Origin of the sequence: Burkholderia sp. ZZQ-2, assembly GCF_050768715.1 — a bacterium.
GTDB lineage: Bacteria > Pseudomonadota > Gammaproteobacteria > Burkholderiales > Burkholderiaceae > Burkholderia > Burkholderia cepacia.
Window position 1 is genome coordinate 100,609 of sequence record NZ_LDVA01000362.1, and the last position, 25,132, is coordinate 125,740.

24 protein-coding genes and 1 pseudogene are annotated in these 25,132 nt (G+C 68.1%); 8 read left to right on the top strand and 17 right to left on the bottom strand.

The window, feature by feature from the left end; all coding sequences use genetic code 11:
- Positions 1–68: 68 nt before the first annotated feature.
- From ABY44_RS36365 to ABY44_RS36385, 5 genes are all read right to left on the bottom strand, one after another.
- The gene (locus ABY44_RS36365; RefSeq protein WP_027791703.1) at positions 69–596 is read right to left on the bottom strand and encodes a transferase hexapeptide repeat family protein; all 528 of its coding nucleotides are present in this window, start codon (positions 594–596) and stop codon (positions 69–71) included.
- Between the two features lie 2 nt (positions 597–598).
- The gene (locus ABY44_RS36370; protein WP_060170725.1) at positions 599–1,543 is read right to left on the bottom strand and encodes an electron transfer flavoprotein subunit alpha/FixB family protein; all 945 of its coding nucleotides are present in this window, start codon (positions 1,541–1,543) and stop codon (positions 599–601) included.
- A 16-nt stretch (positions 1,544–1,559) separates the two neighbouring features.
- Positions 1,560–2,309 (bottom strand): electron transfer flavoprotein subunit beta/FixA family protein, encoded by a 750-nt coding sequence (locus tag ABY44_RS36375; RefSeq protein WP_060170723.1) that lies wholly within the window; start codon positions 2,307–2,309, stop codon positions 1,560–1,562.
- A 32-nt stretch (positions 2,310–2,341) separates the two neighbouring features.
- Positions 2,342–3,130: an SDR family NAD(P)-dependent oxidoreductase gene (locus ABY44_RS36380; protein WP_027791706.1), complete on the bottom strand. Its 789-nt coding sequence runs from the start codon at positions 3,128–3,130 to the stop codon at positions 2,342–2,344.
- Positions 3,131–3,196: 66 nt separating this feature from the next.
- On the bottom strand, positions 3,197–4,033 hold the full coding sequence (locus tag ABY44_RS36385) for an alpha/beta fold hydrolase (RefSeq protein WP_060170720.1): 837 nt from the start codon (positions 4,031–4,033) through the stop codon (positions 3,197–3,199).
- A gap of 139 nt (positions 4,034–4,172) precedes the next feature.
- Here ABY44_RS36385 and ABY44_RS36390 point away from each other — a divergent pair, with 139 nt between their 5' ends.
- From ABY44_RS36390 to ABY44_RS36420, 7 genes and pseudogenes are all read left to right on the top strand, one after another.
- Positions 4,173–4,952, top strand: coding sequence for an SDR family oxidoreductase (locus ABY44_RS36390; RefSeq protein WP_060170718.1), 780 nt, complete (start codon positions 4,173–4,175; stop codon positions 4,950–4,952).
- A 153-nt stretch (positions 4,953–5,105) separates the two neighbouring features.
- Complete coding sequence (locus ABY44_RS36395; RefSeq protein WP_060170716.1) at positions 5,106–6,671, top strand: DUF1302 domain-containing protein; 1,566 nt, start codon at positions 5,106–5,108, stop codon at positions 6,669–6,671.
- Positions 6,672–6,709: 38 nt separating this feature from the next.
- Complete coding sequence (locus ABY44_RS36400; RefSeq protein WP_060170714.1) at positions 6,710–8,092, top strand: DUF1329 domain-containing protein; 1,383 nt, start codon at positions 6,710–6,712, stop codon at positions 8,090–8,092.
- A gap of 102 nt (positions 8,093–8,194) precedes the next feature.
- Positions 8,195–8,977 carry a 2-oxopent-4-enoate hydratase gene (dmpE, locus tag ABY44_RS36405; protein ID WP_060170712.1) on the top strand — a complete coding sequence of 261 codons (783 nt, stop codon included), beginning with the start codon at positions 8,195–8,197 and terminating at the stop codon, positions 8,975–8,977.
- 13 nt (positions 8,978–8,990) lie between these two features.
- Entirely contained in the window at positions 8,991–9,890 is a 900-nt protein-coding gene (locus ABY44_RS36410) for an acetaldehyde dehydrogenase (acetylating) (RefSeq protein ID WP_060170709.1), read from the top strand.
- A gap of 16 nt (positions 9,891–9,906) precedes the next feature.
- Positions 9,907–10,938 carry a 4-hydroxy-2-oxovalerate aldolase gene (gene dmpG, locus ABY44_RS36415; RefSeq protein WP_027791712.1) on the top strand — a complete coding sequence of 344 codons (1,032 nt, stop codon included), beginning with the start codon at positions 9,907–9,909 and terminating at the stop codon, positions 10,936–10,938.
- 3 nt (positions 10,939–10,941) lie between these two features.
- Positions 10,942–11,157, top strand: a pseudogene (locus ABY44_RS36420) (MFS transporter); the annotation flags it as partial.
- Here the strand turns inward: ABY44_RS36420 and ABY44_RS36425 are convergent.
- Positions 11,128–11,370 (bottom strand): hypothetical protein, encoded by a 243-nt coding sequence (locus ABY44_RS36425; RefSeq protein WP_060170707.1) that lies wholly within the window; start codon positions 11,368–11,370, stop codon positions 11,128–11,130. The pseudogene ABY44_RS36420 and the gene ABY44_RS36425 overlap by 30 nt on opposite strands.
- A complete protein-coding gene (locus ABY44_RS36430; protein ID WP_060170705.1) occupies positions 11,367–12,614 on the bottom strand; it encodes an alkaline phosphatase family protein in 1,248 nt (415 codons plus the stop codon). Before ABY44_RS36430 ends, ABY44_RS36425 begins: the two co-directional genes overlap by 4 nt.
- A 424-nt stretch (positions 12,615–13,038) precedes the next feature.
- Here ABY44_RS36430 and ABY44_RS36435 point away from each other — a divergent pair, with 424 nt between their 5' ends.
- Entirely contained in the window at positions 13,039–13,845 is an 807-nt protein-coding gene (locus ABY44_RS36435) for an alpha/beta fold hydrolase (protein ID WP_060170699.1), read from the top strand.
- Between the two features lie 167 nt (positions 13,846–14,012).
- On the opposite strand, the gene infA is transcribed toward ABY44_RS36435, so the two are convergent.
- The 10 genes from infA to ABY44_RS36485 all read right to left on the bottom strand — a co-directional run bounded on the left by infA (position 14,013) and on the right by ABY44_RS36485 (position 25,123).
- Complete coding sequence (infA, locus tag ABY44_RS36440) at positions 14,013–14,276, bottom strand: translation initiation factor IF-1 (protein WP_027791717.1); 264 nt, start codon at positions 14,274–14,276, stop codon at positions 14,013–14,015.
- Positions 14,277–14,744: 468 nt separating this feature from the next.
- Positions 14,745–14,948 carry a cold-shock protein gene (locus tag ABY44_RS36445; RefSeq protein ID WP_006483056.1) on the bottom strand — a complete coding sequence of 68 codons (204 nt, stop codon included), beginning with the start codon at positions 14,946–14,948 and terminating at the stop codon, positions 14,745–14,747.
- A gap of 290 nt (positions 14,949–15,238) precedes the next feature.
- Entirely contained in the window at positions 15,239–16,318 is a 1,080-nt protein-coding gene (locus ABY44_RS36450; RefSeq protein WP_060170697.1) for a Rieske 2Fe-2S domain-containing protein, read from the bottom strand.
- A 67-nt stretch (positions 16,319–16,385) separates the two neighbouring features.
- Positions 16,386–18,851, bottom strand: coding sequence for an efflux RND transporter permease subunit (locus ABY44_RS36455; protein WP_060170696.1), 2,466 nt, complete (start codon positions 18,849–18,851; stop codon positions 16,386–16,388).
- Positions 18,852–18,915: 64 nt separating this feature from the next.
- Positions 18,916–19,893: a WD40/YVTN/BNR-like repeat-containing protein gene (locus tag ABY44_RS36460; protein WP_060170694.1), complete on the bottom strand. Its 978-nt coding sequence runs from the start codon at positions 19,891–19,893 to the stop codon at positions 18,916–18,918.
- 191 nt (positions 19,894–20,084) lie between these two features.
- Positions 20,085–21,290, bottom strand: coding sequence for an acetyl-CoA C-acyltransferase (locus tag ABY44_RS36465; protein ID WP_060170692.1), 1,206 nt, complete (start codon positions 21,288–21,290; stop codon positions 20,085–20,087).
- 17 nt (positions 21,291–21,307) lie between these two features.
- Complete coding sequence (locus ABY44_RS36470) at positions 21,308–21,793, bottom strand: MaoC family dehydratase (RefSeq protein ID WP_060170690.1); 486 nt, start codon at positions 21,791–21,793, stop codon at positions 21,308–21,310.
- Positions 21,793–22,593 (bottom strand): SDR family oxidoreductase, encoded by an 801-nt coding sequence (locus tag ABY44_RS36475; protein WP_060085373.1) that lies wholly within the window; start codon positions 22,591–22,593, stop codon positions 21,793–21,795. Before ABY44_RS36475 ends, ABY44_RS36470 begins: the two co-directional genes overlap by 1 nt.
- Positions 22,590–23,792 (bottom strand): acyl-CoA dehydrogenase family protein, encoded by a 1,203-nt coding sequence (locus ABY44_RS36480; RefSeq protein WP_059650534.1) that lies wholly within the window; start codon positions 23,790–23,792, stop codon positions 22,590–22,592. The genes ABY44_RS36475 and ABY44_RS36480 overlap by 4 nt, the downstream gene beginning before the upstream one ends.
- Positions 23,789–25,123, bottom strand: coding sequence for an acyl-CoA dehydrogenase family protein (locus tag ABY44_RS36485; protein WP_060170688.1), 1,335 nt, complete (start codon positions 25,121–25,123; stop codon positions 23,789–23,791). The genes ABY44_RS36480 and ABY44_RS36485 overlap by 4 nt, the downstream gene beginning before the upstream one ends.
- Between the last annotated feature and the right edge of the window lie 9 nt (positions 25,124–25,132).

A 25,132-nucleotide genomic window follows, 5' to 3' on the forward strand; every position in this document is an offset into this window, starting at 1 on the left:
GTGCCGATCTTACGGCAACGGCAACCTGCCCGGCAATCCGTCGCATCCTGCCCCCGGATGCCCTTCGCTCACGCGTCGATCCGCCTGATCGTCCTCAGGCAATCCGCCGCCAGCTGCTGATAAATCCGCGTGCCGTTCGCCTTCGCGTCGATCTCCGCGTCGCTCAGCCGACGCACGACGCGCCCCGGCATGCCCGCGAGCAGCACGCCGCGCGGCACGTCGTAGCCGGCCTTCACGAATGCGCACGCGGCGACGATCGTCGTGGCGCCGATGGTCGCGCCGTCCATCACGACCGCATTCATTCCGATCATCGTGTCGGGTTCGAGCGTCGCGCCATGCACGATCGCACCGTGGCCGATGTGGCTGTTGACGCCGAGCCGGCACGTCTCGCCGATCCCGACATGCAGCACGCAGCCATCCTGCACGTTGCTGCCGTCTTCGACGACGATCGCGCCGAAGTCGCCGCGCAGGCTCGCATGCGGGCCGATGTAGCAGCGCGCGCCGATCGTCACGTCGCCGATCACGACCGCGCTCGGGTCGACATACGCGGACGGATCGACGCGCGGCCGCATTCCGTTGAATTCGAACAGCGGCATCGTCAGAGCGCCGCGACCGCTTCCGGCACGAGCGTGAACAGGTCGCCTACCACGCCGTAGTCGGCCACGCTGAAGATCGGCGCTTCCGGGTCCTTGTTGATCGCGACGATCACCTTCGAATCCTTCATGCCGGCCAGATGCTGGATCGCACCCGAGATACCCACCGCGATGTACAGCTGCGGCGCGACGATCTTGCCGGTCTGGCCGACCTGGTAGTCGTTCGGCACGTAGCCGGCGTCGACTGCCGCGCGCGACGCGCCGAGTGCCGCGTTCAGCTTGTCGGCCAGCGGCTCCAGCACCTTCGTGTAGTTCTCACCGCTGCCCAGACCGCGGCCGCCCGACACGATGATCTTCGCGCTGGTCAGCTCCGGACGGTCCAGCTTCGTCACTTCACGGCTCACGAACCGCGACTTGCCGGAATCGGCCGCTGCCTCGATCTTCTCGACCGACGCGCTGCCGCCTTCCGCTGCCACCGGATCGAAACCCGTCGCACGCACCGTGATGACCTTGATCGGGTCGCTCGACTGCACCGTCGCAATCGCGTTGCCCGCGTAGATCGGGCGCTCGAACGTGTCGGCCGACACGACCGCCGTGATCTCGGAGATCTGCGCGACGTCCAGCTTCGCGGCGATACGCGGCGCGATGTTCTTGCCGTAGGCCGTCGCCGGCGCGAGGATGTGCGAATAGTCCTTCGCGATGTTCAGCGCGGTCGCTTCGACGTTTTCCGCGAGGCCCGCTTCGAGTTGCGGCGCATCGGCCAGCAGCACCTTCGATACCCCCGCGATCTTCGCTGCCGCGTCGGCCGCCGCTTGCGCGTTGTGGCCCGCGACCAGAACATGCACGTCACCGCCGCCTGCCGCACCGAGCACCCGCGCAGCCGCCACCGCATTGAGTGTCGCCGCCCTGATCGATGCGTTGTCGTGTTCCGCAATTACCAGAATCGTCATTTCGTTGCGTTCCCTGTTACAGCACCCTGGCTTCGGTCTTCAGCTTCGCGACCAGCGTCTGCACGTCCGGCACCTTCATGCCGGCCGCGCGCTTCGGCGGCTCGTTCACGTTGAGCACTTTCAAACGCGGCGTCACATCCACGCCAAGGTCGCCGGGCTGCACGATCTCGAGCGGTTTCTTCTTCGCCTTCATGATGTTCGGCAAGGTCACGTAGCGCGGCTCGTTCAAACGCAGGTCGGTGGTCACCACGGCCGGCAGTCGAAGCGACAGCGTTTCCGCGCCGCCGTCGACTTCGCGCGCAACCGTCGCACGCCCGTCGGCCACCCTCACCTTCGATGCAAACGTCGCCTGTGGCAAACCTGCCAGCGCGGCCAGCATCTGCCCGGTCTGGTTCGAATCGTCGTCGATCGCCTGCTTGCCGAGGATCACGAGCGACGGCTGTTCCTTGTCGACCAGCGCCTTCAACACCTTCGCGACGCCCAGCGGTTCAACACTGTCGTTCGATTCGACGAGGATCGCGCGATCCGCGCCGATCGCGAGCGCCGTGCGCAGCGTTTCCTGCGCCTGCGCGACGCCGACCGACACGGCTATCACTTCGGTCACGACACCGGCCTCCTTCAACCGCACGGCCTCCTCCACCGCAATCTCGTCGAACGGGTTCATCGACATCTTCACGTTCGCGATGTCGACGCCCGTCCGGTCGGATTTCACGCCGACCTTCACGTTCGCGTCGACCACGCGTTTCACTGCCACGAGCACTTTCAACTGCACGTCTCCCTTGTGGTGCGATCGCCGCGTCAGCGCGCGGTATAACCGCCGTCGATCACGAGCTCCGCGCCCGTCACATAACGGCCGGCCGGCGACACGAGATACAGGATGCCGGCCGCGATGTCGCGCGGGCTGCCGATCTTCGCCATCGGCACGTGCGTCTGCAGGTAGCCGAACACGTTGTCGGGATCCTGCCCCATCTGGCGGAACGCTTCCTCGAGCATCGGCGTACGGATATAGCCGGGATGCACCGAGTTCGCACGGATGTTCTTCGCCGCGTACAGCATCGCGTCGACCTTCGCCATCATCCGCACCGCGGCCTTCGACGCGTGATACGCGGGCACGTCGGGCCCGCCGACGATCCCGTACATCGACGACAGGTTCACGATCGACCCGCCGCCGGCCGCGTCGATATGCGGAATCGCGGCACGCGTGCACAGGAACACACCGTTCACGTTCACGTCCTGCACGCGCTGCCACTGCGCGAGCGTGAGCTCGTGCGTCGGCACGTTGTGGCCTTCGATGCCCGCGTTGTTCACGAGCACGTCGAGGCGCCCGAAGCGCGCGACGATCTCGCCGAACACGCGTGCCACGTCGGCCTCCTGCGTCACGTCGAGCGACCAGAACGCGGCCTGGCCGCCCTGCGCGCGGATCTCCTCGACGAGCGCTTCCGCCGGTTGCGACAGCACGTCGAGAATCGCGACGCTCGCACCGGCCGCGGCCAGCGTGCGCGCGGTCTCCGCGCCGATGCCGCGCGCGCCGCCGGTGATCGCGGCCACCTTGCCGCGCAGGTCGAACAGGTCTTCGATGAGCTTCATGTCGTCTCCATGTATGTGTTCAGACGGCCCGCCCGCATCGGGGCAGGCCCTCGCGGGCATCCGGCGTTATCGCGTATTCCGCGCCGCAAGAAAATCGAGGCATTCCCGATTGAAATAGTCGGCGTGTTCCACCATCACCCAGTGGCCGCACCGGTTCATCAGCACGAAACGCGCGTCGCGGCAGCGTTCGAGGAACTTCAGCGCGCCGCCGACCGGATTGAAACGGTCGTCCGTTCCCCAGAAACCCAGCACCGGGCAACGCAGGTCGCCGAGCACACCAGTCAGGTTCGGCACGCTCATCGTCGAGAGCACTTCGGTCGGCTGCTCGACGCACACCTTCATCCGCTCGGCCACGAGCGCGTCGGTGACGATCGCCGGATCATGCACGAGCAGCGTCAGCAGCTCGCGCATCGTGTCGTCATTCATCTGGCGATTGGTGAACAGCTTCACCATCCGCTGGATGCCTTCCATCCGGAAATAGGTGTCGCGATCCTCGACGCCGCCCGGCGCCATCATGATCAGCCCGTCGACTTCGTCCGGGTAGTCGAGCGCGTACTTGAGCGCGATCGCGCCGCCGAGCGAATTGCCGAGCAGCACGGCCGGCCCGATCCCGAGCGCGTCCAGTTGCGCATGCAGCGTGCCGACGAAGAAATCGAGCGTATAGGCGACGTCGGACGGCTTCGACGACTGCCCGTAGCCCGGCAGGTCGACGACGATCGCGCGATGGCCGGCCGCCGCGAACGCGGGCACGTTGTGCTTGAAGTTGCTGAAACCGCTGGCGCCCGGGCCGCTGCCGTGGATGAACACCACGGGCCGGCCTTCGCCCGCCTCGTAGTGGTGCAGGCGCAGGCCGCCCGGCACGTCGGTGAAGATGCCGGCCGGCGGCGTCGTGGGGATCGTCATCGCGGGTTGTCTCCTTCGTCGTTCGATGGATGCCTGACCACGATGATTGCGTCGCCGGCGCCGGCCGGCATCATCCTTTCAGACTACGAAGCCGCGCGCGCTTCTTCCTATCATCGGCCCACCGAAACGGAGGCAGACGATGAACGGATTCGACTACAGCGGCAAGACGGTGCTCGTGACGGGCGGCACCAAGGGCATCGGGCGGCGCATCGCCGAACGGTTTCTCGCGGCGGGGGCGCGCGTGTTCGTCTGCGGACGCAGCGCGCCCGGCACGCCGCCCGCGGCCGGCGGCCGCGAGGCGGCATTCGTCGCGGCCGACCTGCGCGACATCGAGCAGGTCGACGCGATGCTCGCAACCCTCCGCGCGGAGGCCGGCGGCCTCGACGTGCTCGTCAACAACGCGGGCGGCTCGCCGTTCGCGCTTGCGGCCGATGCGTCGCCGCGCTTCACCGAATCGATCGTGCGGCTGAACCTGATCGCGCCGCTGCAGCTCGCGCAGCGCGTGAACGCGATCATGCAGCCGCAGCCCGAAGGCGGCGTGATGCTGTTCATCGCGAGCGTCAGCGCGTCGCGGCCGTCGCCCGGCACGGCCGCGTACGGCGCCGCGAAAGCGGGCCTCGTCAATGCGGTCACGTCGCTCGCGGTCGAGTGGGCGCCGCGGGTGCGCGTGTGCGCGATCAGCCCGAGCCTCGTGCAGACGGAATCGGCCACCGAAGGCCACTACGGCGACGACGATGCGCTCGACGCGATCCGCGCGACGATTCCCGCCGGCCGCCTCGCGACACCCGACGACGTTGCCTCCGCGTGCCTCTTTCTCGCGTCGCCCGACGCGTCGTACACGTCGGGCGCGAACCTGCGGCTCGACGGCGGCGGTGAACGGCCCGCGTTCCTGTCGGCGGCACAGGCCAACGCGCGTTGACACGCGTCGCGCACGCGGCATCGCGCGATCGTTGCCAGTCCTAGGGAAGTCATCTAGTTCATTTTGACGATTCCCTGCTACCGCGATCTCCCTACTCTGCCTCTCACGACAACACATAGTCGACCGTCGTCGATACCCCCAAGAGGAGACACCATGCATCAACGGATTTCGCGCCGTACCGACAAGCGGGCCACCGCCACGCTGTCGACGCTGGCCGCCGCGCTGCTGTCGTGCGCCGTTCCCGGCGCGCACGCCGGCAGCACGATCGAGCTGGGCGCCGACACGACGCTGGACTACACGTTCACGCTCAGCTACGGCCTCGGCATGCGCACCCGCGCACCGAGCGGCAATCTCCTCACGCCGGCGAACATCAACGGCGACGACGGCGACCGCAACTTCGCGAAGAACAAGCTGATCGAGAACCAGGTCAGCCTGCTCGGCGAAGTGAACCTGAAGCACGACGACTGGGGTGTGTTCGTGCGTGCCGACACGTTCTACGACCAGGCCTATCGCCGCCCGAACTACAACGACGCGCCGGGCACCGTGAACCAGTCGGGCCAGTACAACAATTTCACGAGCGACGCGCGCTACTGGTCGGGCGGCCACACGACGCTGCTCGCCGCGTATGCATACAACACGTTCCACATCGGTTCGACGAGCCTGAACGTGAAGGTCGGCGATCAAGTGGTCGCGTGGGGCGAAAGCCTGTTCTTCCCGAACATCGCGGGTGCACAGGGGCCGTCCGACGCAACCAAGTCGTACATGGCCGGCGCCGAGGTGAAGGACATCCTGCTGCCGGTGCCGCAGATCTCGACGCAGTGGCAGATCACGCCGAACTTCAGCCTGCTCGGCTACTACCAGTTCTCGTACCAGCAGAACCGGCTGACCGCGCCCGGCACGTACTGGAGCTACTCCGACGTGACCGGCCCGGGCGCGCAGTTCATCATCGGCCCGGGCGGGATGATCATTCCGCGCGGCCCCGACGACAAGCCGAGCGCACGTAACCAGTGGGGGATCGGCGCGCGCTTTCGCGTGCTCGGCGACACCGAGCTGGGCCTGTACCACCTGCACTACAACGACATGAACCCGAGTGTCGTCACCACGTACTTCCCGACGCTCCAGTACCAGCAGACCTACTTCAGCAACATCAAGCTGACCGGCGCGAGCTTCTCGACGCAGGTCGGCCCGGTGAACGTCGCGGGCGAAGTGTCGTACCGCCAGGGCGCGGCGGTGCTCGTCAATACCGCGACGGGCCCGCAGTCGACCCGCGCGAACGTGCTGCAGACCAACCTGTCCGGCATCTACTCGATCGGGCCGAGCTTCCTCGCGAATTCGCAGTCGCTGATCGGCGAACTGACGTACGTGCATGCGGGCAGCATCTCCGAGCTCGACGGGTCGACCACGCTCGCCAACTCGCGCAACGCGCTCGCGATGGAGATCGCGTGGACGCTCAGCTACAAGAACGTGTTCAACGGCTGGGATCTCGACGTGCCGCTGACCTACACGCACGACCTGACGGGCACGTCGCCGCTCGCCGGCGCGCTCGGCTCGCTGACGGGCCAGGGCGACCACCGCGTGACGGCCGGCGTGACGTTCACGCGCCTGAGCAACCTGCAGCTGTCGCTCGTCTATGCGAAGTTCCTCGGCTCGCCGAACCCGGTCACGCGCCCGCTCGCGGATCGCGACTACGTGCTGGCCACGGCGACCTACCACTTCTGAGCGGCCCGGCCGCTCGTCACTCAGCAAGAGGATTTGTCATGAAGCGAATTCGTCTCCCCCTCCTGCGCGCGTCGGTGATCGCCGCGTGCGCACTCGCCGCGACGGCGTCGTACCCGAAGGTCACGCCGGACGACCTGAAGGCGCTCGACGGCCAGTTGACCCCGATGGGCGCCGTGCGCGCCGCGAGCAAGGACAACGGCGTGCCCGAGTGGTCGGGCAAGTGGCTCGGCACGCCGCCGGACGTGCAGTACAAGCGCGGCAGCCGTTACCCCGATCCGTACGCGAGCGAGAAGCCGGTCGCGACGATCACCGCGGAAAACATGGCGCAGTACGCGGAGCACCTGACCGACGGCCAGAAGGCGATGTTCAAGCGCTATCCGGCCACGTTCAAGATCATCGTCTACCCGACCCACCGCGACTTCCGCTATCCGGATTCCGTCTACAAGGACATTCGCACGTACGCGCCGGATTCGACGATGACGTCCGACGCGAACGGCCTCACGAACGCGCCGCCGACGGTGCCCTATCCGATCCCGAAGACCGCCGCCGAATTGCTGTGGAACCAGCGCTTCTCGTCGTCGATCGGTACCGAGCAGGCCACCTACGACCAGGCGGTCATCTACTCCGACGGCAACATCGCGTGGGGCAAGGTGCGCTACGACATCTACTCGCCGCGCAACGTCGGCAAGTACGACGTGAAGAGCGACCTGAACAACCGCACGTACTACCGCAACGCGACGGAGCTGCCGCTGTCCGACCGCGGCTCGCTGATCGTCGGCTTCACGAACTGGGACAAGGCCGGCGCGGACAACTCGTCGCGCACGTGGATGTACAACCCCGGCACGCGGCGCGTGCGCCAGGCGCCTGAATACGGCTACGACCAGCCGCAGGGCCCGGGCGGCTTCCGCACGGTCGACGACGACCGCCTGTACAACGGCCCCGGCGATCGCTACGACTGGAAGATCGTCGGCAAGCGCGAGATCTACGTGCCGTACAACAACTACAAGGTGATGGACAGCGCGGTGAAGTACGGCGAACTGCTGACCAAGGGCCACGAGAACCCGAGCTACATCCGCTACGAACTGCATCGCGTGTGGGTGCTGCAGGCCACGCTGAAGAGCGGCTACCGTCACCAGTACGCGAAGCGCGTGCTGTACATCGACGAGGATTCGTGGCAATCGCTGCTCGCGGACAACTACGACGCGCGCGGCCAGCTGTGGCGCACCAACGTCGCGACGTCGCTGTACGCCTACGACGCGAAGGTGTTCTACCCGAGCGCGGTGTTCTTCCACGACCTGATCTCCGGCGCGTACATGGCCGACCGCCTGACGAACGAAGGCCCGATGCCGAAGCTCGACAACAGCCCGCAGTTCAACGAGGCGTATTTCTCGCCTGACGCGATCCGCAGTTCGGGCAACTGATCGACCGACCGACGCGGCATGCCCGCGACCCACGCGCCGGAGCCCCGCTCCGGCGCACGACGCCGCCCGTGACGGCGGCCATTTCCATTCGAGGGCCCTTTCATGTCTTCCCGCCTGCATACGACGCTCGGCGACGAGCTGTACGCCGCATGGCACGCGCGCACACCGGTCGCGCCGCTGTCGGGCCGGGCGCGCCGCCTGTCGCTCGACGACGCGTACCGCATCCAGCAGCGCTTCATCGAACGCCGCGTCGAACACGGCGAAGCGGTCGTCGGCAAGAAGATCGGCGTGACGAGCCAGGCCGTGCAGGACATGCTGAACGTGCGCCAGCCCGATTTCGGCATCCTGCTGTCGGGCATGCACTACGCGGCCGGCGAAGCGATCGCCGCCGATTCGCTGATCGCGCCGCGCGCCGAGGGCGAGATCGCGTTCATCCTCGCGCGCGACCTGCGCGGCCCCGGCATCGACCGCACCGACGTGATCGCCGCGACGGCCGCCGTCGCGCCCTGCTTCGAGATCGTCGACTCGCGCATCCGCGACTGGGCGATCCGCATCGAGGACACCGTCGCCGACAACGCGTCGTGCGGCGTATACGTGCTCGGCGAAACGCGCGTCGACCCGCGCACGCTCGATCTCGCCGCGTGCGAGATGACGATCGAGAAGAACGGCGAGCCCGTCGCGCAAGGCCGCGGCGATGCGGCGCTCGGCCATCCCGCCGACGCGGTCGCGTGGCTCGCGAACACGCTCGCCGCGTATGACGTACCGCTGCTCGCCGGCGAGATCGTGCTGTCCGGCTCGCTCGCGAAACTGATTCCGGTCACGGCCGGCGACGCACTGTCGATGCATATCTCCGGCATCGGCAGTTGCGACGTCCGCTTTATCTAAAGGAACAATCCTGATGAAGAAAATCAAATGCGCACTGATCGGGCCCGGCAACATCGGCACCGACCTGCTGGTCAAGCTGCGCCGCTCGCCGGTGCTCGAACCGGTGTGGATGGTCGGCATCGATCCGGCCTCCGACGGCCTCGCGCGGGCACGCGAGTTCGGCCTGAAGACCACAGACAAGGGCGTCGACGGGCTGCTGCCGCACGTCGCCGCCGACGAGATCCGCATCGCGTTCGACGCGACGTCGGCCTACGTGCACCGCGACAACTCCGACAAGCTCACCGCGCTCGGCGTGAAGATGATCGACCTGACGCCCGCCGCGATCGGGCCGTACTGCGTGCCGCCGGTGAACCTCGACGCGCATCTCGACAGCGCGCAGGTGAACGTGAACATGGTCACCTGCGGCGGCCAGGCGACGATCCCGATGGTGTACGCGGTGTCGCGCGTGCAGCCGGTCGCATACGGCGAGATCGTCGCGACGGTATCGTCGCGATCGGTCGGCCCCGGCACGCGCAAGAACATCGACGAATTCACGCGCACGACGTCCGGCGCGATCGAACAGGTCGGCGGCGCACGCAAGGGCAAGGCGATCATCGTGATCAACCCGGCCGAGCCGCCGCTGATCATGCGCGACACGATCCACTGCCTGACCGACGGCCCGCCCGACGTCGACGCGATCACCGCGTCCGTGCATGCGATGGTCAAGGAAGTGCAGCGCTACGTGCCCGGCTACACGCTGAAGAACGGCCCGGTGTTCGACGGCAATCGCGTGTCGGTGTTCATGGAGGTCGAAGGGCTCGGCGACTACCTGCCGAAGTACGCGGGCAACCTCGACATCATGACCGCCGCCGCGGCCGCCACGGCCGAGCGTTTCGCCGAACAGATGCTGGCCGCGACGGCCGCCACCGCTTGAGTCGAGGAGTCACACGATGTCACTTGCAGGCAAGAAGATCACCGTCCACGACATGTCGCTGCGCGACGGGATGCACCCGAAGCGCCACCAGATCACGCTCGACCAGATGCGCAACATCGCGCGCGGGCTCGACGCGGCCGGCGTGCCGCTGATCGAGGTCACGCACGGCGACGGGCTCGGCGGCGCCTCGGTCAACTACGGTTTCCCCGCGCACACCGACGAGGCGTACCTGGGCGCCGTGATCCCGGAGCTGAAGCAGGCGAAGGTGTCGGCGCTGCTGCTGCCCGGCATCGGCACCGTCGAGCATCTGCGCATGGCGCACGAACTCGGCGTCGGCACGATCCGCGTCGCGACGCACTGCACCGAAGCGGACGTATCGGAACAGCACATCGGCCTCGCGCGCACGCTCGGCCTCGATACGGTCGGATTCCTGATGATGGCGCACATGTCGTCGCCGGCGCAGCTCGTCGTGCAGGCGAAGCTGATGGAATCGTATGGCGCGAACTGCATCTACATCACCGATTCGGCCGGCCACATGCTGCCCGACGACGTGACCGCGCGGATCGGCCAGGTGCGCGATGCGCTGAAGCCGGAGACGGAGTTGGGTTTCCACGGCCATCACAACCTCGCGATGGGCGTCGCGAACTCGGTCGCGGCCGTGGCGGCCGGTGCGAACCGGATCGATGCGGCCGCGGCCGGCCTCGGCGCCGGCGCGGGCAACACGCCGATGGAAGTGTTCGTCGCGGTATGCGACCGGATGGGGATCGAGACGGGCGTCGACGTGTTCGCGATCTCGGACGTCGCCGAGGATCTCGTCGTGCCGATCATGGATTCGCCGATCCGCCTCGACCGCGATGCGCTGACGCTCGGCTATGCGGGCGTCTATTCGTCGTTCCTGCTGTTCGCGAAGCGCGCGGAAGCGAAGTACGGGATTCCCGCGCGCGACATCCTCGTCGAACTGGGCCGGCAGCGGCTCGTCGGCGGGCAGGAGGACATGATCGAGGATGCGGCGCTGACGATGGTGCGGGCGCGGGAGGTGGTGGCGTAAGCGAACGCGGGCGTCGGCGCAGTGCAACGGGTCGTCGGCAGCGCGGCAACCTCGCTTCTGCTGCCGACGGGCCGGCTGCTCGCCGATTTGCACGGCCGGCGCCGCATCTTCATCGCGGGCACGGCTCCCTTCACCGTCGCGTCGCTGCTGTGCGCGCTCGCACCTTCGGTATCGGTGCCGCTCGCCGCATCATTGATGCTTCCGGCTGTGCCTGCGCTGCCGATGCGCTTCGCGCGCCTGCAGCAGCGACGGCATCAGTTCCTCGATGTATTGCCGCGCCTGCCCTCGCGTCACGATCTCGCTGAAGCGCTGATGGGCCTTGTCATGGCCGACCAGCGCCGCATGCGCTTTCTTCAGGATGTGCAGGTACGCGATCAGGCTCGTGCCGTCGCGCACGGGCAGCGCATCGCGCGGGTCCGGTGTCGTACTCATGTTCCGATCCTTTGCGGACAATCCGTCCGGCACGTAGTCGTCACGAGCCCCAGCAGGTCGTTCGCGAGACGGTCGCGGTCGGTCAGCGGCGCCAGGCCGAACAGCCGCTCGAGCGTCGCGGCGACCGACGCATGGTCATACGTCGTATGGTCGACCTGCCCGGCCGCGACCCACGGCGAAATCACGATCGCCGGCACCCGCACGCCGTACACGTCGAACCCGAAGCCGCTCGCGTTCAGCGTCGCCGCCGCGCCATCGTTCGGCGGCGGCGCGGCGCCCGGCCCGACCGAATCGTAGAAGCCGCCGTGCTCGTCGTAGCAGATCACGAGCAGGCTGCTGTTCCACACCGGCGAATTGCGGATCGCGTTATACACGCGCGCGACGAGCTGGTCGCCGCCGGCGAGGCCGTCCATCGGATGCTGCGAGCTGCCGTTCTGGTAGGTGCCGTGCACGATGTCGCCGTAACCGGGCTCGATGAACGTATAGCGCGCCGTATGGCCCGCCGCGAGATCGGCCTCGAAATGCGCGAGGTCGTCGATGTCGAAGAAGCTGATGCCCTTCAGCGACGCGACCTGCGGCACGTGGCCGACCGGATTGCCCGTCTGGTCCTGGTAGATGCGCCAGTTGTCGTCGCCGAGCGCGGCGAAGATCGAACCCTTCGGATACGGAAAACCGTCGAACGCGTCCCACCCGGCCATTTCCTCCCTGGTCGGCGAATGGTCGAGCCCGGCCGACGACGCACCGTGCAGGAAAAAGCGATTCGGCCAGGTCGGCCCCGGCATCGATGCGTGCCACGCGTCGCACAGCACGAACGCGTTCGCGAGCGTGTGCAGCGACGGAGCCTGCGTCGCGATGTCGACGCCCTGCATGATCTTGCCCGCGTCGGCCGGCCGCGGCGGCTTGCCTTCGGAACGCGACGTCGCGTAGTTCGACACGAATCCGGTATTGCGAACCGGCGGATAGGGCTGCCCTTTCACGAACGGCACGCCAGCGCCGCAGAGCTGCTCGAGCACGTCGGTGAATTCGTGGCACGGATCGGTCGGCATCCGGTCGGGCGCGCCGCCGCCGAACGGATAGACCGCGCCGCCATACGCGTTGCTGTTGCCCGGCGACGCGGCGACGATGCCGGGGTAGCCCGACAGCGCGAACAGGTGGTCGAAGGAGCGGTTCTCGAGCATCAGCACGAACACGTGCCGGATGCGGTCCTGAACCGACGGGGATGCGGGGGCTGCGTCTGCACTCATGGCGCCTCCTGGCGTCGCGCGACGAAAGTCCGGCTGGCACGGCCGTTGGCCCGCTGAAAAACGCTGAAGGAATTGAAAGCCGCACGCGCGGCGCGGGCCGCGAATTGCCGACGAGTGTACGACCGCGCCGGCCCGCACGTAAAGCCGCACGCGAATCGCACGCGAACGGCGTCGTCGCGCGTGCGGTCAGCCGCCGGCCGGCGCGGCTTTCCGCGTCACGACATCGGTCTGACGATCGCGTTGCGGCTGTCGGACGACAACTGCCGGTCAATGCGCGCCGCATCGACGTGTCGGGCGGGATGGCACGTCGAACGTTGACTTTCGCCGGTCGGCCCGATACGATCGACGCACTTTCAAGACGCCCTCCCGGTCCGCCGGGAGGGCGTTTCGTTTTGGTTCACCCACCAAAAGGAAACGCCTTGAAATGAACCGTATCGACACCCTCTCCTCCGAGCCGAACGCCGACCACGACGGCCTCGGCTACCTGCGGCACGGTACCGGCCCCGAATGCGTGATGGTCCTGCACGACTGGCTCGGCGACCATACGAACTACGCGGCGCTGCTCCCGTATCTCGACGAATCGGCATTCACGTACGTGTTCGTCGACCTGCGCGGCTACGGCGAATCCATCCACCTGCGCGGCACCTGTACCGTCGACGAGATCTCGGCCGACTGCCTGGCGCTCGCGGACCGTCTCGGCTGGCCGCGCTTTCACGTGATCGGCCATTCGATGACGGGCATGGCGACACAACGGCTCGCCGCCGATGCGCCCTCCCGCATCAAGAGCGCGATCGCCGTGTGCCCGGTATCGGCCGCCGGCAACCGCCTGAACGACGACGCACGCGCGTTCTTCGCGAGCACGGCCGTCGATGACGATGCGTTTCGCCGGCTCATGCGATTCGTGACGGGTGGATTGTCGGCGCGCTGGGCCGACCTGAAGCTGCGGCAGAACCGCGAGCGCGTGGCGCCGGCCTGCCGGCTCGCGTATCTCGACATGCTGACCGGAACGGATTTCGTCGACGATGTCCGCGGGCTCGACACGCGCTTCCTGGTGATCGTCGGCGACAAGGATCCGGGGCTCGACGAAGCGGCGATGCAGGCGACATTCCTCGCGTGGCACCCGAACGCGCGGCTCGCGACGATACCGAATTGCGGGCATTACCCGATGCAGGAGTGCCCGCCGTATTTCGCGATGGTCATCGAGGATTTCCTGCGGGACGCGGCTGCCTGAGCGTTGCGCACAAGCAGCGGCCGGCGAAGGCGATGTGAGCCGCTGCGGCATGACGACGCCGCCGGCGGCCGGTAAACGGCAAGCAACGGGCCGTTCATCCGGTTCGTCCGGCCGTGGAGGCCGGACGGGATTCGATCGGCACGCGGTTGCGCGCCGATCGTTGCCGCTTAACGACGCGGCCCGCCGGTTCGCTGCGGACGCGGCGAATTCGCGTCCTTGTGCCGGAAGTTGATGCGACCCTTGGTGAGGTCATAGACCGACAGTTCCAGCGTCACGCGGTCGCCCGCGAGAATGCGGATGTGGTTCTTGCGCATGCGGCCCGACGCGTACGCGCCCACCACCACGCCGTTTTCCAGCGTGACACGGTATTTGCTGTCCGGCAGCACTTCGTCGACGATTCCGTCCAGTTCCAGCAGTTCTTCTTTTGCCAAACCAATTCCTCCAGACAAGGTAATTGACCGCAGCCGCGGCGATCTGCCCGGCGCCGTGTCCCGCAACGGGACGGCGGCCGGCAGGCTGCCGGGGATCGGTTCGTTCAGACGGGCCATGGGCCTGTCTTGCGATCGGAGCCCGGCGCGTTGCGGCGTTCAGGCGGTCGGTGGCGGCGGCGCATAAAGCGCCGCGCAAGTCGGGACCGCGCCGGCAAGGCATGGCGGCGGTCTGCTCGGGTTGATGCGTTGAAGCGGTGATGCGCTGGCGAAGCGGCGGGCGCTTCGCGAGGGCGTTGCGTCGCACGCCGTACAGGCATGCGATGAGGGAGGCGACACGACCGATGCATCGTGAATGTCGCGATGCATCGGTCGTGCGCATCGGAAACGCGCCGGCTGCCGCCGAAGCGGCGCCGTGCGCGCCAATCCGTCCGACGGCGGCCACCGTTTGGCGGCCGCTGCCGATGCGGCTTACTGCGGCGTGATGTTCGACGCTTGCAGACCCTTCGGGCCGCGCTTCACTTCGAAGCTGACCTTCTGGCCTTCGGCCAGGGTCTTGAAGCCCGTGCCGCGAATTTCAGAGAAATGGGCGAACAGATCGTCGCCGCCGTTGTCCGGGGAGATGAAACCAAAGCCCTTGGTTTCGTTGAACCACTTGACGGTACCGGTATCCACAAATACTTCCTTAATACGAATAATTGAACATGCGCCCGCAACGGGCACAGAAAGACTCAAAAGAGGGAGAGACCAACGACCGCCGCACGGAGTGCGGCCAATGATGAGCAATCGAACTTCTTGAACACTTCGGCCATGGACACTACGCGGTAGCGGCCGTTTCGTCAAGTCATTTTGATGCGGCGCACAAGCACACCCGCCGCGTGCGCCTTGCGCGGCGGGTGTTGCCGGCCGACGGGACGCATTTCGATGCGCCCCCGCTTTCCGGCCGGCGGACGGCCCGCCGGTTCTTACCGCGGCTCGAACACATGATGCAGCGCCGGCGGCGCATCGCCTTCGCGAATCCGCATCTCGAACGCCTTGCGCGCGACGCTCGTCGGCCGCACGTCCGCCACGTCCAGGTAGAACTGCGAATACCAGTCGCGCATCTGGTACAGCGGCCCGTCGCCCTCGCACAGCAGCGGGTTGTCGATTCGCGTCTTGCTGTGCCAGATGTCGACGTCCTCGTAGAACGCGCGCTGCGCTTCCTTCACGTACGCGTTCGCGATCTCCGTGTTCTGCTCGTCGGACAGCCCGGCCACCTTCTTCACGATCACGCCGTAGCGCAGCTCGAAGCTGTTCATGTCGATCGGCACGTGGCAGTTCAGCAGCACCGAGTGGATCGGCTGCCCACCGCTCTGCCCCGTCATCTGCGTGATGTGCACGGCCGGCCCGAAATACGTCGACAGCGCGGTCAGGGCGTCGCCGCCGAGCTTCTCGCTGCGGCCGACCATCAGCTGCGTCGCCTTGTGGTCCTCGAACAGGTTCGCGAAATAGTCGATCGGCGCGCGGTGCACGGTCGCGAAGTGCGCGACGTCCGAGATGTTGTCGACCAGCTCGCGGCAGTTGGCCTGGATCACCATCTTGTCGACGACCCAGTCCGACCATTCGTCGGAGAAGCACACGTCGAGGCGCGGAATCGCGACTTCGGGCGGCGGTACGTTGCCTTCCGGGTCGTTCCAGACGAACAGCAGGTTGTTTTCCTCGCAGGTCGGCCATGCGCCGATGCGCGCCTTCGGCGGGATCCGCTTGCAATACGGAATCGATGCGCACTGCCCTTCGCCGCTCCACGCCCAGCCGTGGAACGGGCACACGAGGTTGTCGCCCTGTACCGTGCCGAGGCTCAGGTCGGCGCCCATGTGCGGGCAGTACGCGTCGACAACGTTGACCTTGCCGGTCGAATCGGCGAACGCGGCGAGCTTGCGGCCGAAGGCGTTCAGCGTGTGCGGCTTGCCGTCCTTGTAGTCGCGGGCGAGCCCGAGGCAGTGCCAGCCGCGCGCATAGCGCTGCGCGAGCGGCTGGGCTTCGATCTTGTAAGGGCGTGCGGACATGTGGGTTGACTCCTCTTGTGGACAACGCGCGGCGGCCGGCCGCGCGCGTGGGAAATGGGGGCGCCGGTCAGCGCACCGGGTTGCCGGGTTCGAGCGCAGGCGACGGTTTCAGCGTTGCCGGAGCCGCCGGCGACGGCTGCGCGTGCGCCTGCTGCACGCGGCGCTCGGCACGCTCGACGCCGAGCCACGCGGCGAGCGCGGGCAGCAGGAACACGGCGCCGAACAGGTTCACGAGGAACATGAACGCGAGCAGCACGCCCATGTCGACCTGGAACTTCAGCGCGGAAAACGCCCACGTGCCGACGCCGATGAACATCGTGACGGCCGTGAACAGCGCGGCCGTGCCGCGCTGGCGCATCGCGTCGGCGAATGCGTCCGGCAGCGTCGCGCCGTGGCGGAGGTCGTGCTGCAGGCGTTCGTACAGGTAGATCCCGTAGTCGACGCCCACGCCCACGCCGAGCGTGATCACCGGCAGCGTCGCGACCTTCAGCCCGATGCCGAGAAGCGCCATCACCGCATTGCACAGGATCGACACGAGCGTGAGCGGCACGACGATGCACAGCACCGCGCGCCACGAGCGGAACGTGACCGCGCAGAGCAGCGCGATCGCGCCGAAGATCGACAGCAGCATCGCGATCTCCGCGTCGCCGACCGCCTCGTTGGTCGCCGCCATCACGCCGACGTTGCCGCCCGCGAGCCGGAACGCGACGTTCGGCGTCGGGTTCTCGGCCGCGAAACGCCTGATCTCGTCGACGATGTGCGCGATGGTCGTGCCTTCGTGGTTCTTCGTGTAGATCAGGACCTGGATCGCCTTGCAGTTCGCGGTGTTCATCCCGTTGTCGGGGTCGAACGCGTTGGAACCTTGCGTGAGCCCGTCGCTCGAGCGCGGCAGCGCGGCCCAGCGCGGGTTGCCCTCGTTGAATGCGGCGATGAACACCTTGCCCTGCGACGACACGCTCGTCACCGACTGCACGCCGGCCACGCCGCGCATGTTCATCTCGAACCGCTCGATCGCGCTCATCACCGGGTAATGCAGGCACGCGTCGTCGAAGCCGGTCGTCTCGACGATCACCGACAGCACGTCCACGCCGATGTTGTACTGGTGCGTGATCGCCGCGTTGTCGATGTTGTAGCGCGAGTTCGCGCGCAGCTCCGGCGCGCCGGTGCCGATGTCGCCGATCTCCAGCTTGCGCGATTCGAGCGCGCCGTACGCGAGCAGCGCCAGCGCCACCGCGAACACGCCGAGCGCGGGCGCCGGCCGCGCGAATACCGCGAAGCGCGACCACCTCCCGCTGCCGCCGGCCGCCGCCGTGCGCTGCGCGCGCGCCAGCGTGCCGCGTTCGAGGCGCGTGTACGACAGCAGGATCGGCAGGAACACCTTGTTGGTGACGATCATCAGCAGCACGCCGAGGCACGCGGTAATGCCGAGCTCGCGCACGATGTCGATCCTGATCCGCATGATGACCATGAAGCCGAGCGCGTTGGTCAGCAGCGCGACGGTGCCCGGCACGAACAGCTTGCGGAACGCGTCGCGCGCAGCGTCGACCGGCGACGCGCCGCGCACCAGCGCCTGCTTCCATGCGTTGGTCATCTGCACCGCGTGCGACACGCCGATCGAGAAGATCAGGAACGGCACGAGGATCGACATCGGGTCGATGCCGAGCCCGAGCAGCGGCAGCGCGCCGAGCAGCCACACGACCGGCAGCAGCGCGACGACGAGCGCCAGCACGGTGGTCTTCAGCGAGCGCGTGTAGGCAAACAGCAGCGCGGCCGTCACGAGGAACGCGAGCGCGAAGAACGCCATCACGCCCGCGATGCCGCTCTCGACGTCGCCCACCAGCTTCGCGAAGCCGATGATGTTCACGTCGATGCCCTGCTTCGCATAACGCGCGCGGATTTCCTCGAGCTGGCGCGCGACCGCGCTGTAGTCGAGCCGCTTGCCGGTGGCCGGGTCGGTCTCGCGCAGTTCCGCGCGGATCAGCGCCGATTTCAGGTCGTTGCCGACGAGGCGGCCGATCTGCCCCGAACGCGCGACGTTGCGGCGCACCTTCGCGAGATCGTCCGGGTTCGCGCTCGAGAACTGGCCGGGCACGACCACGTCGCCGCGAAAGCCGGCTTCGGTCACTTCCGTGTAGTGGACGTTCGGCGTGAACAGCGAGAACACGCGCGAGCGGTTCACGCCGGGGATGAAGAAGACGTCGTCGGTCGCGTGGCGCAGCGCGTCCATGAACGTCTGGTTGTAGATGTCGCCGTCGCCCTTCCAGCGCAGGCTCACGAGGATCGTGTTCGCGCCGGGGAACGCACCCGCATAGCGCTCGAACACCTGCATGTACGGGTGCTGCATCGGGATCATCTTGTTGAAGCCCGGATCGAGCTTCAGGCGCGTGGCCGACAAGCCGAGCGCGAGCGTCACCGCGACGCACAGCAGCATCAGCAGCTTGCGCCGGCGGATGATCGTGTCGGCGCAGCGCTCGACGAACGCGGCGAGACGCGACGCGGAAACGGCTTCAGGAGGACGTGACAGGTCGTTCATGGAATTCTCGGGTCGGGACGGACGATGCGAAACGAACGGAAGGCGGCGCTGCGGGCGGCCGGCATCAGGACGGCGACGGCGTCGACGCAAGCGCGCCGGCCAGCGGCGCGACGCCGGCCTCGCCGCCGAGCAGCAGCGCGCCGTGGCCCATGTCGAGCACGGCCGCGAGGCTCTGCACGCCGCCGAGCTTGCGCACGTCGAAGGTCAGCCCGCCGTCGCGCGACGCGACGATCGCGCCGCCCTGCCCCACCAGCACGAGTTCGCCGCCGGTGAGCTGGGTCGCGCCGAAGTACGACACCGGCACGTGGCTGTCCACATGCGTCCAGGTCGCGCCGCGATCGGTGCTGCGCACCACGTTGCCGCGCATCCCGTATGCGACCCAGTCGCCGTTCGCGAGCATCAGCGCGCCGAACAGCGAACCGGCGTACGGCGACGGCAGCTTGTCCCACGTGGCACCGTTGTCGGTCGAGCGCAGCAGCGTGCCGCTCTCGCCCGCGACCAGCAGGTTGCCGTGGCCGTCGCCGACGATCGCGTTGAGGTGACGGTCGCCGGCCGGCGTCTTCAGCGGCCGCCACGTGAGGCCCGCGTCGTCCGAGCGCAGCAGCTGGCCGAAGCTGCCGGCCGCGAACAGCGGGCCGCCCGCCGCGCCCCACACGGACAGCAGCGGATCGGAATGCTCATGGTCGATGTGTACTTCACGCCAGTGCATGCCGGCGTCGTCGCTGCGGACAATCCGGCCGTCGTGGCCGACCGCGATCCCGAGCGTCGGCGTGATGAAACGCACCTGCGTGAGCGTCGATGCCTGGTCGGGCGTGACCGACGCCGGCCGCCAGCGGGCGCCCGAATCGTCGCTCAGCAGGATCACGCCGCGTTCGCCGACCGCGACGATGCGCGCGCCGGCCCGGGCGAGCCCGTTGATCTGCAGCCGGTCCGCATGGATCGCGGTGACCGGGAACGCCGGCAGCGGGCGCGGTGAAAACGCGAACAGCGCGGCGCCGAGCACGAGCGCCGACATCGCGAGTCCGGGCAAGGTTCGTTTCATGGCTTGTCTCCTGTTTCTGCATTCGACGGCCGTCGGCGCGTGCGCGCCGACGACCGTCGCCTGCAAGTCTCCGGGCCGCCGGTCATGGCCGCGGCCTCGAATCGTCGTTCGTGAATGCTTCGCCGCGTGTGCGGCGCGGCCCATCCGCGTGCCGCTACGTCCGCTACGTGCCGCTATGTCCGCGACGTGCCCTATGCACCGACCTCGAACAGCGCGGCGGCACCCATCCCGCCGCCGATGCACATCGTCACGACCGCGTGCCGTACGCCGCGCCGCGCGCCTTCGAGCAGTGCGTGCATCGTCATCCGCGTACCCGACATCCCGAACGGATGGCCGAGCGCGATCGCACCGCCGTCGACGTTCAGCCGGGCGTCGGGAATGCCGAGCGTGTCGCGGCAGTACAGCGCCTGGCACGCGAACGCCTCGTTCAGCTCCCACAGCCCGATGTCGCCGACGGTCATGCCGAAGCGCGCGAGCAGCTTCGGAATCGCGAACACCGGGCCGATGCCCATCTCGTCGGGCTCGCAGCCGGCCACCGCGAGGCCGCGGAATGCGCCGAGCGGCGTCAGCCCGCGGCGTAGCGCCTCGCTGCGCGACATCACGACCACGGCCGCCGCGCCGTCCGACAGCTGCGATGCATTGCCAGCCGTCACGAACTCGCCCTGCTCGACGACCTTGCCGCCGCTCCACGACGGCTTCAGCCCCGCGAGCCGTTCGGCCGTCGTGTCGGCACGCACGCCTTCGTCGCGCGCCGCACGCAGATCCTCGTGGCCGGCCGGGTTGCCTTCCTTGTCGAACAGCGCGCGCTGCACGTCGAGCGGCGCGATTTCCGCATCGAAGCGGCCGGCCGCCTGGGCGTCGGCCGTGCGCTGGTGGCTCTGCAGCGCGAATTCGTCCTGCGCCGCACGCGAGATTCCATAGCGGCGCGACACGATCTCGGCCGTCTCCATCATCGCCATGTAGGCGGCCGGCTGGTGGTCGAGCACGGCCTGCGAACGCGCGCGATACGCGTTCTTGTGCTTGTTCTGCGTGAGCGAGATCGACTCGACGCCGCCCGCGACGACGATCCGCGCATCGCCCGCGCCGATGCTGCGCGCGGCGCTCGCGATCGACATCAGGCCCGACGAGCACATGCGGTCGATCGCCATGCCGGGCACCGAAGCCGGCAGCCCGGCCGCCGCCGCCGACAGGCGGCCGATGTTGTAGCCCTGCGTGCCCTGCTGCGCGGCGCAGCCGATCAGCACGTCGTCGACGTCAGCCGGCGCGACGCCCGCGCGCCCGAGCGCGGTGCGCACCACGTGGCCGCCCAGCGCGGGCGCCTCGGTGTCGTTGAACATGCCGCGAAACGCCTTGCCGATCGGCGTGCGTGCGACGGAAACGATGACTGCGTCTTCCATGGGCTGGCTCTCTGAATCTAGAAGTAGTAACGGCTGATCGTGTCGGCCACGCAGCCGGGTTTCGCTTCACCTTCGATCTCGACGGTCACGCGAATCCATGCCTGCACGCCGCCGTCGAGCGGCTCGACGCGCAGCAGCTCGCCGACGCCGCGCACGCGCGCGCCGACCTTCACCGGCGCGGGGAAACGGACCCTGTCGCAGCCGTAGTTGACGCCGAGCCGCGCGCCGTCGATACGCACGATCTGCGGCAGGAAATGATTGACGAGCGACAGCGTCAGGTAGCCGTGCGCGATGCACGCGCCGAACGGGCCGTCCTTCGCGCGCACCGGGTCGACGTGCACCCACTGGTGATCGCCCGTCGCGTCGGCGAAGCCGTCGACGCGGATCTGGCCGATCGCGAGCCACGCGCTCGCGCCGAGCGTGTTGCCGACGGCCGCCGCGAGTTCGCCGGGATGCGCGAACACGCGGGGCGTCGCGCGCACGGGGTCGAGGGTCGCGCTCATCATGCGTGCTGGCTGCTGACCGACAGCACTTCGCCCGTCATGTACGACGCGTAATCGCTTGCAAGGAACACCATCACGTTCGCGACCTCCCAGACTTCGGCGGCGCGCCCGAAGGCTTCGCGCGACGCCAGTTGATTCAGCAGGTCGGCCGGGGCCGACTTCTTCAGAAAATCGTGCATCGCGATGCTCGGTGCGACCGCGTTGATGCGCACGCCGTACGGCGACGCCTCGAGCGCCGCGCAGCGCGTGAGTGCCATCACGCCCGCCTTCGCCGCCGCGTAGTGCGCCTGTTCCGCCTGCGCGCGCCAGCCGAGCACCGATGCGTTGTTGACGATCGCGCCGCGGCCGCGGGCCTGCATGTGCGGCAGCATCGCGCGCGTCATCCGGAACGTCCCGGTGAGACTAATGTCAATCACGCGCGACCATTCGGCATCGTCCATATCGACGATGCGGGTCGACCCGCCGAGCCCCGCGTTGTTGATCAGCACGTCGACGCCGTCGAGCTTGTCCTGGGCGTCGGCAACGAGTGCCTGTACGTCGGCCTCGACCGCGACGTTGCACAGGCGGCCGTAGACCTGTTGCAGCCCCGTTTCGGCGCGCAGTGTCTGAACCGCCTGTTCGAGGCGCTTTTCGTGGATGTCGGAGATGAACAGCGCGCGGCAGCCCTCCTCCGCGCAGCGGCGCGCGGCCGCGAAGCCGATGCCGGCGCCGGCGGCGGCCGTGATCAGCACCGATTTGCCGGCGAGCAGCCGGTGGCCCGGCACGTAGGCCGGCGCTTTCTGGATCTGGGGTTCGGTCATGCGGTGCCTCGTGGTTCCCTGGGCATGCCGAGCCCGCGCTCGGCCATGATGTTGAGCTGGATTTCGTTGGTACCCGCGTAGATCGTGTCCGCACGGGAGAACAGGAATACGCGCTGCAGATGGGTGAGCTTTTCGTCGGCCGGATCGATCACGTTCGCGCGGGGCCCGAGCGCATCCATCGCAAGCTGGCCGAGGTCGCGGTGCCAGTTCGACCAGAAATACTTGTAGATCAATGCCTCGCGGCGCAGCGGCGCGGTGGCACCGCCATCGGCGTCGTCGGCGCCGGACAGCATGCGCAGCGCGTTGTAGCGCATCACGCGCAGCCCGGCCCACGCGCGGCCGATCCGCTGCCGCAGCACCGGGTCGCGGTCCGCGCCCGATTCGCGCGCGGCGTCGATCACCCATTCGAGTTCGCGGACGAACTGCATCTGCTGGCCGAGCGTCGACATCCCGCGTTCGAAACCGAGCAGCGTCATCGCGATCCGCCAGCCGTCGCCGGGCGCGCCGACGAGGTCGCGTGCTTCCGCGCGCGCGCCGTCGAAGAACACTTCGTTGAATTCCGCGCCGCCGTTGAGCTGCCTGATCGGCCGGATCTCGATGCCCGGCTGGTCAAGCGGCATCAGCAGGAACGACAGCCCCTTGTTGCCTTTCGACGCGGGATCGGTGCGCGCGAGCACGAAGATCCAGTCGGAATCGTGTGCGAGCGACGTCCAGACCTTCTGGCCGTGGACTCGCCACGTACCGTCCGCATCCTGTTCGGCACGCGTGCGGACATTCGCCAGATCCGAACCCGCGCCCGGCTCCGAATAGCCCTGGCACCAGAACTGCGTGCCGGCGAGAATGCCGGGCAGGAAGCGCGCGCGCTGGTCGTCGGTGCCGCATGCGACGAGCGTCGGCCCGAGCAGCCCTTCGCCGATGTGGCCCATCCTTCCCGGGCCTCCGGCGCGCGCGTATTCCTCGTGGAAGATCACCTGTTCGGCCACCGAGAAGCCGCGCCCGCCGGCGGCGGTCGGCCAGCCGAGGCCGGTCCAGCCGCCCTGCGCCAGTTCCCGCTCCCATGCCTTGCGCAGGTCGGGAAACGCTTCCTCGTCGCCGGGGCCGCCGCGATATTTCAGGCACGCGAATTCGCCGGTCAGGTGCGATTGCACCCAGTCGGCCACTTCGTGCCGCAATTGCTGTTCGCGCGTTTCGCTGTTCATTGAAGGGCTCCTGCGCGTGCGGCGGACGGGCGGGCGGGCGCCGCAACCGCGGCGTCGGGCGCGTCGTCGCGGTGCGCGTCGCCGCCTTCGATCGCATGGGACGCGATCCATTCGAGCAGTTGCGGCGTGCTGCCGAACTGCGCGCCCGACGCCTGCGCGCGCTTGAAGTAGAGATGCGGGTCGTATTCCCACGTAAAGCCGACGCCGCCGTGCAACTGGATCGCTTCCTGGGCGCAGAACGCATACGCGTCGTTCGCGGCGGATTTCGCCGCGGCGATGTCGGCACGCAATGCGTTGCCCGGCACCACGCTGCCGGCTTCCGCGTCCCATGCATGCGCCGCACCGAGCACGGCCGAGCGCGCCGATTCGATCAGCACCATCATCTGCGCGCAACGGTGCTTGACGGCCTGGAACGACGCGATCGCGCGGCCGAACTGCACGCGCTGGCTCGTGTAGTCGAGCGTCAGGTCGAGGCATTGCTGTGCGCCGCCGAGTTGTTCGGCAGCCAGCGCGAGTGCTGCGAACCATGCGGCGCGTTCGAGCACCTGCGCCGCATCGCGGCCCGCAATCCGCGCGTCGCGGCTCACGCGCACGTCGTCGAGCGCAATCCGTGCGAGCGGCCTCGTCGCGTCGAGCGTGTCGAGCGGCGTCACCGCAACGCCGGCTGCGCCGGCAGTCATGTCGATCGCGAACAGGCCGACAGACTGCCCTTCGTTCGCGATCCGCGCCGGAACCAGCAGCAGGTCGGCGCGCGCACCGTCGAGCACTTGCGCCGCGACGCCGGACAATGCGAAGCCTGCCGCTGTTTCCTCCGCGATGAACGGAAGCGGTCGTGCACTGGCCGGTTCGTCGAACGACTCGCCGAAAGATGCGCCGAACGCATTGGCACCCGACCGGCCATATGGCCGACCGACCCGTGCGCCACTTGGCTCGCCGAATAGCCAGTCGAACGGCAGCGCCAGCGTCGCGCTGCACGCGCCTTCGGCGATCTTCGCGAGCCAGTCCATCGCCAGCGGATTGTCACTGCAGCCCGCGAGCGCGGTCGCCGCGAGGCACGCGGTCGAAAAATACGGCACGCACGCGATGCGCCGGCCAAGCTGTTCCATCAGCACCGCCTGCTCGACCGCGCCGAGCCCGAGCCCGCCCGCTGCCTCCGGCAGCGCGAGCGCGTTCCAACCGAGTTCGCCAGCCAATGCAGCCCACAGCGCATCGTCGCGGCCGGCCATCAGGTCGAGTGCGCGGCGCACGTCGGCGGACGCGCTGCGTTCGGCGAGCACGTCGGCGGCCGCGTCGCGGATCATCGCCTGTTCGTCGGTGAGCGCCAGATCCATGCTCAGCTC